Origin of the sequence: Mycobacterium kyogaense (genome assembly GCF_003254575.1) — a bacterium.
GTDB classification, from domain to species: Bacteria; Actinomycetota; Actinomycetes; order Mycobacteriales; family Mycobacteriaceae; genus Mycobacterium; species Mycobacterium kyogaense.
The window spans coordinates 46,995-55,863 of the sequence record NZ_QJUA01000038.1 but is presented as its reverse complement, the minus strand read 5'-3'; the positions used below and the strand labels follow the sequence as shown (position 1 = coordinate 55,863).

Annotated in this window: 9 protein-coding genes and 1 pseudogene; 6 read left to right on the top strand and 4 right to left on the bottom strand. The window is 66.1% G+C overall.

Translation table 11 applies throughout. The annotated features are described in order from the left end of the window. Positions 1–217 (top strand): annotated as a pseudogene (locus DMB80_RS21970) (hypothetical protein); the annotation flags it as partial. A gap of 10 nt (positions 218–227) precedes the next feature. On the opposite strand, the gene DMB80_RS21965 reads toward DMB80_RS21970, so the two are convergent. After that, a complete protein-coding gene (locus DMB80_RS21965; RefSeq protein ID WP_111511807.1) occupies positions 228–1,115 on the bottom strand; it encodes a phytanoyl-CoA dioxygenase family protein in 888 nt (295 codons plus the stop codon). Positions 1,116–1,215: 100 nt separating this feature from the next. Next, positions 1,216–1,797, bottom strand: coding sequence for a TetR/AcrR family transcriptional regulator (locus DMB80_RS21960; RefSeq protein ID WP_111511801.1), 582 nt, complete (start codon positions 1,795–1,797; stop codon positions 1,216–1,218). A gap of 187 nt (positions 1,798–1,984) precedes the next feature. On the opposite strand from DMB80_RS21960, the gene DMB80_RS21955 reads away from it, so the two are divergent. From DMB80_RS21955 to DMB80_RS21945, 3 genes are all read left to right on the top strand, one after another. Next, entirely contained in the window at positions 1,985–2,419 is a 435-nt protein-coding gene (locus tag DMB80_RS21955; protein WP_111511800.1) for an MmpS family transport accessory protein, read from the top strand. Beyond that, positions 2,416–5,247, top strand: coding sequence for an MMPL/RND family transporter (locus DMB80_RS21950; protein ID WP_111511799.1), 2,832 nt, complete (start codon positions 2,416–2,418; stop codon positions 5,245–5,247). The genes DMB80_RS21955 and DMB80_RS21950 overlap by 4 nt, the downstream gene beginning before the upstream one ends. Before the next feature lie 163 nt (positions 5,248–5,410). Beyond that, positions 5,411–5,614: a hypothetical protein gene (locus tag DMB80_RS21945; RefSeq protein ID WP_111511806.1), complete on the top strand. Its 204-nt coding sequence runs from the start codon at positions 5,411–5,413 to the stop codon at positions 5,612–5,614. Here the strand turns inward: DMB80_RS21945 and DMB80_RS21940 are convergent. Beyond that, positions 5,611–5,802 (bottom strand): hypothetical protein, encoded by a 192-nt coding sequence (locus tag DMB80_RS21940; protein ID WP_046362052.1) that lies wholly within the window; start codon positions 5,800–5,802, stop codon positions 5,611–5,613. The two genes, DMB80_RS21945 and DMB80_RS21940, sit on opposite strands and share 4 nt — an antisense overlap. 101 nt (positions 5,803–5,903) lie before the next feature. Between DMB80_RS21940 and DMB80_RS21935 the strand changes: the two genes are divergently transcribed. Continuing rightward, positions 5,904–6,863, top strand: coding sequence for an NAD(P)/FAD-dependent oxidoreductase (locus DMB80_RS21935; protein WP_240431334.1), 960 nt, complete (start codon positions 5,904–5,906; stop codon positions 6,861–6,863). Next, a complete protein-coding gene (locus DMB80_RS21930) occupies positions 6,860–7,840 on the top strand; it encodes an MOSC domain-containing protein (RefSeq protein WP_111511798.1) in 981 nt (326 codons plus the stop codon). The genes DMB80_RS21935 and DMB80_RS21930 overlap by 4 nt, the downstream gene beginning before the upstream one ends. Before the next feature lie 4 nt (positions 7,841–7,844). On the opposite strand, the gene DMB80_RS21925 is transcribed toward DMB80_RS21930, so the two are convergent. Further along, a complete protein-coding gene (locus DMB80_RS21925; protein ID WP_162938659.1) occupies positions 7,845–8,777 on the bottom strand; it encodes a LysR family transcriptional regulator in 933 nt (310 codons plus the stop codon). Between the last annotated feature and the right edge of the window lie 92 nt (positions 8,778–8,869).

Sequence of the window (8,869 nt, the reverse complement as noted above, 5' to 3'; positions counted from 1 at the left end):
CCATCGGGCCCATCACCGGGGCCTGATCACGATCACCGGCCCCGCCGATCAGCTCGTCGTCACCGACGCCGCCGGCAACGCCCTGACCTCAGCCTCGTTGGCCCGACCACCCACCCAACCACCGCCCAATGTCGCACCCTGCCCCGGCCCAACCGGGGAACGCGCCCAATGGTGGTGGTACCAGCCCTACGAACCTCGCCCACCCTCGACGAACTAAGGGACGACGGTTACTCGCTGTGCGTGAGCGAGTCGGTGAAGGCCGCGTTCGCCGCGCCGTTGAGGCGGCTGCCGTCGAAGCCGTACTCGACGGCGTCCCCGCGGATGGCCCGCAACGGATCCTCGAAGTCCCGGAAGTAGCCCATCGCCCAGGCGCCCTCCTGGTATCCGATGAGCTTCAGCAGATCGTCGTCGAGAGTTCGCGCGACATCCATTGGCACCGAGAGGAATTGGTTCTCTTCCTGGCGCACCCAACCGACGCAGTAGTTGACATTGATCGCGCGCCGCACCCGATCGGAACGGTTGGCGGCCCCGCTGTGCACGATCTTGCCGGTGTAGATCAACACGGAACCGCGTGACATCTCGGCCTGCAGGCATTCGTCATCGCCATAGTCGGTGGGCTTCTTGTCGCCGACCTGGCTGCCCGGAACGACCCGGGTGGCGCCCATCTCGGCGGTGTAGTCCGACAGCGCCCACAGCGTGTTGCACTGCACGTGGTAGTCGTCGGGGAAGGGGTAGAAGTCGAACGCATTCTGGTCGCGGTGCAGCGCCTGCGCCGACTCACCGGGTTCGATCGAGATCACCTGCGTGAGCATCAGCTGAAAAGCCGACGCGTGACCCAGGAAGTCGGCGCAGACGCCCATCATCGTGGGGTTCTGGACCAGCGTGCGGCACCCGGGCGAGCGTGCCACCAGTGCGCCGGTGCGACGCGTCCGCCGCCCGATCATCGCGTTGTAGCCGAGCGGGGTGGCGTCGAGGTACGGCGGGAGTTCATCGTCGATCTGGTCCATCAATGCGGTGGACGCGAGGTCGTCGACGATCACGTAGCCGTCGCGACGCAGGAGGTCGGAGATCTCCTCAGGCGGCGTGGTGGCGGGTACGTGGTTCAGTTCGGCCATGGGCTCGAGTATCGCCATCGCATGTGTTGAGCTGGTAAAACGGCGTCACGCCGCCGTTACGCATCAGTACGTGAATACCTGACCGCGCCGGCCGCTGCGGTCAGGAGACCGGCGCGGCGATATCGGTCGGCGCCAGCAGACGGGTCGCCAGCTCGACCAGGGTTCGCTGCAGATCGCTGTCGCCGATGTCGGACATGTCGGGATCGGCCGCGACCCGGCAGACGCCGGACAGGAACACCCTGAGGGCAATCCGATCGGCGATACACGGCTGCGGCCCCTCGAGCAGCTCCTGCAGGCGGTCGGTCACGACCCTGAATTCCGGTTCATCCCGCACCAATTGGTCGATAGCCGGATCGCCGTAGAACAGGACCGACAGTTGACGATGTCGGACCACCATCTCGATGAGGCCGCTGACCAACACCTCGCGTCGGCGCTGCATGTCGGGAAGCACTTCGGCAATGCGAATGACCCGGGCCATGTCGTCGATCGAGGGTCGCAGCACCTCCAGCGCGATCTCTTCTTTGGACCGGAACTGGTAGTACACCGCCGCTTTGCTCACTCCGACGCGGTCGGCGATCATCTGCAGTGACGTTCCGTGGACGCCGTGTTCGGCGAACAGGGACAGTGCGGCGTCGAGCACTCGCTGTCGCGCCAATCCGCGCGGAGAAGTGGGTCGCGCCATCCTCCGTCCTTCCTATGAGGCCTTCCTGTGACCGGCTCAACCTTAACGCCGCCCGACTCCGACGAGTGACATTTCAGATAGCCGATCGTTCAATTGAAGTTAGCCGATCGGCTTGCCGTATGTATTCAGTCCATCTATGTTTGCCTAGCCACCTACTGAAATGTCGCGTGGCGCATAAGGGGCGTGAATGGTCGGGATTCTCAGGCGGGCGTGGCTGCCGCTGCTCATCGTGGCGGTCGTGGCGGTCGGGGCGGTTGTCGTGTACCGCATGCACGGGTTCTTCGGTTCGAACAACGAAACGACCCGGCCCGGCTCCGGTCTCGCCCAGGACGCCGAGCCCTTCAATCCCAAAGTGGTCGTCTACGAGATCACGGGCCCGACCGGGACAGTGGCGAACATCAACTACCTCGACCTCGACGCGACACCACACCGTGTGGACAACGCACCGCTGCCGTGGTCGCTGACGTTGAAGACCACCAAACCATCGGCGAGCGCCACGATCATCGCGCAAGGCGACGGTGACAGCATCGGCTGCCGCGTTCTGGTCGATGACGAGGTGCGTGATCTGCAGGCCTCTGACGGTGTCAACGCGCAGACGTCCTGCCTGGTGAAATCCCTGTGAGCGACGTGACCACCCCGCGCGCCCGGATTCCGCGGTTCCTGCGCCTGTTCTGCGTTCCCGTGCTCCTGGCCTGGCTGGCGCTGACGGCTCTCCTCAACGTCATCGTCCCGCAGCTGGAAGTGGTCGGCGCTGCCAACTCCGCATCGATCACCCCGATGGACGCACCGTCACTACAAGCCACCCAGCTGGTCGGAAAACTGTTCGGAGAGTACGACTCCAACAGTTCGGCGATGATCGTCCTGGAGAGCGACACGCCTCTCGGCGACGAGGCGCACAAGTACTACGACGGCCTGATCGCCGACCTGCGCAAAGACGCCACACACGTCGAGCACATCCAGGATCTCTGGGGCGACCCACTCACGTCGTCGGGATCGCAGTCTGCCGACAACCTCTCCGCATACGTGCAGCTGTACATCGCCGGGGACCAGGGTCAGACACTCGCCAACGATTCGGTCAAAGCCGTGCGCGACATCGTCGCGGCTCATCCGCCGCCGCCGGGTCTCCGCGTCTACGTCACCGGCGCCGGACCGCTGAGTTCGGACCAGCAACACGCCGGCGACAAGAGCCTGCAGCTCGTCACTGCAGTGACCTTCCTCGTCATCCTCACCATGCTGCTCCTCGTGTACCGATCGATCGTGACGGTGCTGATCGTGCTCCTGACGGTGGTTCTCGAGCTCCTGGTCGCCCGCGGTGTGGTCGCGTTCCTCGGGTGGCATCACCTGATCGAACTCTCGACGTTCGCGGTGAACCTGCTGACACTGCTGGCGATCGCTGCAGCCACCGACTACGCCATCTTCTTGGTCGGCCGGTATCACGAAGCGCGCAGCATCGGTGAAGACCGCGAAAAAGCTTTCTACACCATGTATCACGGCACCGGGCATGTGATTCTCGGGTCGGGTCTGACGATCGCTGGAGCGACTCTGTGCCTGCACTTCACCCGGCTGCCGTACTTCCAGACACTCGGCGTGCCGTTGGCCATCGGGATGTTCACCATCACCATTTCGGCGCTGACGATGGCCCCGGCCATCATCACCATCGCGTCGCGATTCGGCTTGCTCGAACCCAAGAGAGCGCAACGGACTCGCGGATGGCGCCGGATCGGAACGGCGGTGGTTCGGTGGCCCGGTCCCATCCTGGTGGCCTCGATCGCGGTGGTGATGGTCGGGCTGCTCGCGCTGCCTTCGTACAAGACCAGCTATGACGACAAGAGGTACCTGCCGGCCAGAGTCGAAGCCAATATCGGGTATCAAGTTGCCAGCAAACATTTTCCGCAGGCGCGGCTCAACCCCGAGGTGTTGATGCTCGTCGCCGACCACGATCTGCGGAATTCGACGGACATGCTCATCGTCGACCGGGTCGCCAAGGAGGTCTTCCACCTACCAGGCATTGCCCGGGTGCAGACGATCACACGCCCCCTCGGGACACCGATCGAGGGGTCGTCCATTCCCTACATCGTCGGCCAGCAGGGGGTGAATCAGAAGCTGACGCAGTCCTATGCCGAAGCCCGCACCGCCGACCTGTTGCGGCAGGCGGGCGACATCAACAATCAGATCGGGGTTCTGCGGCAGCAGCTGGAGCTGCAGAAGGAAAGTGCGAACGCTCAACAGGAACAGTCCGACGTCCTCAAACAGACGGTGGCCGTCACCAACGAATTACGTGACAAGATAGCCAATTTCGACGATTTCCTGCGGCCCATCCGGAACTACTTCTACTGGGAACCGCACTGCTACGACATACCCGCCTGCTATGCCCTGCGCTCGATCTTCGACGCCCTCGACGGCATCGATCAGCTCACCGACCTGCTGGCGCAGACGACGATCAGCCTGGACAAGATCAACGCCCTACAGCCCAAGCTGCTGGCTCTTCTCCCACCGCAGATCGCCAGCCAGGAACGCAACCGCGACCAGATCATGACGAACTACGCGACACAGAAGGCCCAGCAGGACCTGCAGGACCGTCAGCAGTCGGACCCGAACGCGATCGGCCGCGCGTTCAACCAATCGAAGATCGACGACTCCTTCTACCTGCCACCCGAAGTCTTCGACAATCCCGATTTCAAGAGGGGGCTCAAGCAGTTCGTCTCCCCTGACGGCAAGGCAGTCCGGTTCATCATCTCGCATCAGGGCGATCCGGCGACGCCCGAGGGTATTTCGCACATCGACCAGATCAAGAACGCGGCGTTCGAAGCGATCAAGGGGACGCCGCTGGAGACGTCGAAGATCTACCTCGGCGGGACCGCCGCGACATACAAGGACATGCGCGACGGCTCGAATTACGACCTGATCATCGCCGCAATATCGGCGATCTGCCTGATCTTCATCATCATGCTGCTCATCACGCGGGCAGTGATCGCCTCGGTGGTGATCGTCGGCACCGTGGTGCTGTCGCTGGCCGCGTCGTTCGGACTCGCGGTGCTGTTGTGGCAGCACATTCTCGGGTTGGAGTTGCACTGGATGGTCCTTGCGATGTCGGTGATCATCCTGCTGGCGGTGGGGTCGGACTACAACCTGCTGCTCGTTGCCCGGTTCAAGGAGGAACGCGACGCGGGACTCAACACCGGCATCATCCGTGCGATCGCGGGCAGCGGCAGCGTGGTGACGTCGGCTGGTCTGGTGTTCGCGTTCACGATGATGACCTTCGCGATCAGCGATCTGAAGATCATGGCTCAGGTGGGCACCACGATCGGGCTCGGCCTGCTGGTGGACACCCTGGTCATCCGCTCGTTCATGACGCCGTCGATCGCGGCGCTCATGGGCCGGTGGTTCTGGTGGCCGCAGGTCATCCGGACCCGGCCGGCGCGACGGGTACCGGCACCGCTCACGCGCTGAGATGGCAAAGTGCTGATCACGTTGCCGGAACGGCGGGACCGGCGCGGCGGATGATCCGAAAAGCGAACGTGTCAGGCATTTTCAGCGTGGGGCGCTACGCGACGGGTTAGCGTTCGTCACTGTGAGCAAATGCGGTGCAGCGTTGATCCTCGGCATCAGCCTGATGGCATGGGGTCCGATGCCTGCGGCGCAGGGCGCGGAGTGCGATCCGAACTACTCAGGTGCCTGCGTACCGATCGCCAGCGATGTCGATTGTGCGGGCGGCAGTGGCAACGGACCCGCCTACGTTCAGGGACCCGTCACCGTCATCGGTGACGACATCTACGACCTCGACCGCGACGGCAACGGAACCGGTTGCGAATCCTAGGCGTTCGGGTCGACCGTGACGTGACCGTCAGGGCTGACGTGCACGGTGCCGTCCTCGTGGGCCCCGGGTAGATCGGGCATCTCGTGGCGACCACCGGCCGACCGGCGACGCGCCGACCACACCGCGCCGCCGACCGCGGACGCCGCCGCTGCTGCGATCGGCCACACCAGTCGAGACCTGTTGCCCATGCGTCCCGGTATGCCCAGAGGGCGCCGTCGGAAAACCGGTGCGCGAATGTGCGTAGTGAGCTACTCGAGTCACGGGGGCGCCGCCGGGCTACCGTGACCACATGACCGACATGCCGCTGCCGCGCGTCGCCGTGATCGGAGCGGGGCTCTCCGGCGCGGCCTGCGCGCAGGCACTGCGTGACCGCGGCATCGCGGTGGACATCGTCGAGCGGGGCCGCGGCCCCGGCGGCCGCATGGCGTCGCCGACCGTGCAGGGGCGCCGTGTCGACCTGGGGGCGGCGTACTTCACCGTCAAGGAATCGGCGTTCCAGGCCGTCGTCGACGAGTGGGTGCGACGAGGACTCGCCCGCCCCTGGACCGACACCTTCGATGTGCTCGCACCAGACAGCCGTGACAGCACCTCCGGACCCGTCCGATTCGCCGCGGACCGAGGTCTGCGCTCCCTGGTCGACGACCTGCTGCCCGAACCGGTCCGCTACGCGACGCCGATCGAGACCCTCGACGACCTGACCCACGACGCCGTCGTCCTCGCGATGCCCGATCCGCAGGCGGCACGGCTCGTCGCCGCGCCGGGCGGTGAGTGGGTGAGCTACGACCCCGTGATCGCGGTCGCCGCCGGTTGGTCGCAGCGGCGATGGCCGATCGAGCACGCCGCTTTCGTCAACGACGACCCGGACCTGTCGTTCCTCGCCAACGACGGATCACGCCGCGGCGACGGCGCCGCTGTCCTCGTCGCGCACAGCACCGCGGACCTGGCGCGCCGGCACCTCGAGGACCCCGGCAAAGCCGTCGCACCCGTCGTCGCGGCCATGCGCCGACTTCTCGACATCACCGGCGAACCGGACTGGACCCATGTGCACCGGTGGACCTTCGCCAAGCCTTCCGGTACCCACGGCGACGCCGCGTTCAGCCTCGACACCACCGCGCGGCCGCTGGGGCTGTGCGGAGACTCCTGGTGCCCGTCGGGCGCGCCGCGTGTCGAAGCGGCGTGGCTGTCCGGGCAGCGCCTCGGTGCCGCGCTGGCGGATCATCTCACGAAGGGAATGACACACCGACCATGAAAATCACTGAGCTCTGGCGCTTTCCGGTGAAGTCGATGGGCGGCACCCGCGTCGATGAACTGCGTATCGACGAGCGCGGTGTGCACGCCGACCGGCTGTGGGCAGTCCGCGACGTCGAGAAGGGGGTCACTGCCTCGGCGCGCAGAATCCCGGTGCTGCTGCAGTGCTCGGCGCGCTACGTCGACGAACCCGGCCCCGATGCCGGACCCGGCAAGGTGCCCGCCGTGGTGATCACGCTGCCGGACGGGCGGGAGATCACCAGTGACGACCCGACGGTGCACACCGCCCTCGGTGAGCTTGTCGGCCGGGAGGTGCGACTCACCGCGCTCCCGTCGGTGAACGACACCAGCGCCCACCGGATGTCGTTGCAGACCTCGCTGGGCAACTTCGCCGCCGATCAGGTCCGCCAGGATTTCGGGCTCGGTACCACCGACGAGCTGCCGGACACCTCGGTGTTCACCACCCGCCAAATGGTGACTCTGGCACGGTATTCCACTCCTCCGGGAACGTTCGTAGACCTCAGCCCGGTGCACGTGCTCAGCACGGCCAGCTTGCGCAGCCTCTCGGCCGATGCGACACCGTATGACGTGCGGCGCTTCCGGCCCAACGTGCTCGTCGACGTCGAGAGCCCCGACCCGTTCCCTGAATCCGCCTGGGTCGGTGGTGAAGTGCATCTGGGCACCGTTGTGCTCTCGGTGACCAATCCGACGATCCGCTGCGTGGTCGGTACCAGGCCGCAACCGGGCCTGGAGAAGGACCTGTCGGTGACTCGGCAACTGGCGGAGAAGACGAACCGATTCCTCGGAATCTACTGCGACGTCGCCACCGCGGGCACCGTGCGCATCGGCGACGAGGCAACCGTCTATCTGCCCACGCCGCCGAACGCGGTCGAACGGACGGCCGCCGCGGTCGGCAAGTCGGCCAGCCGGGGCCTGCAGAAACTCGTCGAAGCCACGGTGCTGCGCTTCGCCAAGTGACGGATCAGCGGCCCGGATGTCGGAGGTGGTCGGGTTGGCTCACCCAGCCCGGCGGCACGTCGACCGACAACGCGAGATGGACGAACCTGCCCACCGCGGCGGTCGTCGCGCGGATCGGGCACCACTGCAGCGTGTAGGGAATGAACCGTGGGGGATCCAGCGGAATGAGGACCACCCCGGGTGCCGCGCCCGCCACGGCGGCCGTGGTCAGCGTCCAGCCCACCTCGGACTGTTCTGCCCAGCGGTGCGCCGACAGGTCGATTTCCACCAATTCTGCTGTGGGCGGCGCGATCCCAGCATCATCGAGGATCTGCTGCAAGGCCAGCGACCACGCGGGGAACAGCGCCTCGCTGTGCACGCCCAGCGTCTCGCCCGCCAACTGCGTGAGGTCGACTGACGGACGCTCGGCCAGCCGGTGACCCTGCCGCAAGCCCACCACCGCGGGCTCGGCGCAGAACACCTCGCTCAGGATCCCGGGCGGGTTGGTGACCGGACCGCACGTGACCGCGACGTCGAGTGCGCCCTCGCCGATCGCCTGTTGCAGATCGGGCAGCCACATCCGGCGCACGGACAGCTCGACCTCGGGTGCGGCCCGCCGAAGTGCCTGCGCAAGGTGCGGCGCCAACAGTGGTGCCGCGGGCGGAGTGATTCCCAGCCGGACCGTGCCGGTGTCCCCATCGGCCAGCCGGCGCACCGCCGCCGCAGCCCCCTCGACGTCGTCGAGAATGCTGACCGCGCGGCCGAACAATTCGACACCGGCCTGCGTGAGGGCAACCCGCCGCGTCGTCCTCGTCAACAGCGGCGCGCCGACTTCCCGCTCGAGGCGGCGGATCAATTCGCTCAGCGTGGGCTGAGCGATGTGGAGTTTCTCGGCGGCGCGTCCGAAATGCAGCTCGCGCGCCACCGCGACGAACGCCTCCAGCTGGCGCAACTCCACCCGACGATCGTAAAGCCCGCGACGCGATTGATCAGCCTGCCCGATGAATGCGATCCCGGATCGGTCCTTGTTCGCCGTCTCCGACGCCCGGC